1 pseudogene is annotated in these 398 nt (G+C 65.3%); it reads left to right on the top strand.

Going from position 1 to position 398, the window contains the following annotated elements:
- Positions 1-398 (top strand): annotated as a pseudogene (locus EOA60_RS37195) (beta-ketoacyl-ACP synthase III); the annotation flags it as partial.

The following is a 398-nucleotide window of genomic DNA, read 5'->3' as shown; positions in this document are numbered from 1 at the left end:
CCAATGAAGAGCTGGTCGAAAGCTTCAACAGCTGGGTCGACACCGAGAATGCGCGCCGCGCCGTCACAGGCGAGACGCTGCTGCAGAAGTCGGACAGCGACTTCATCGTCCATGCGTCGGGCGTGCAGACCCGCCATGTGATCGAACGCGAAGGCATCCTCGATCCAACCCGCATGGCGCCGCGCATTCCGGCCCGGCCGGACGACGCGCTGTCGCTGCAGGCGGAGTTCGGCATCGCTTCGGCCAAAAAGGCCATCGCCCATGCCGGCGTGGAAGGCTCGGATATCGATCTGGTGATCTGCTCGGCCTCGCATCATCAGCGGCCTTATCCGGCGATCGCCATCGAGATGCAGCAGGCCCTGGGCACCAATGGCGCCGGCTTCGACATGGGGCTCGGC

Source organism: Mesorhizobium sp. M1A.F.Ca.IN.020.06.1.1 (assembly GCF_004023265.1).
GTDB lineage: Bacteria > Pseudomonadota > Alphaproteobacteria > Rhizobiales > Rhizobiaceae > Mesorhizobium.
The sequence above is the reverse complement of the archived record's forward strand: the minus strand, read 5'-3'. Positions and strand labels throughout refer to the sequence as shown.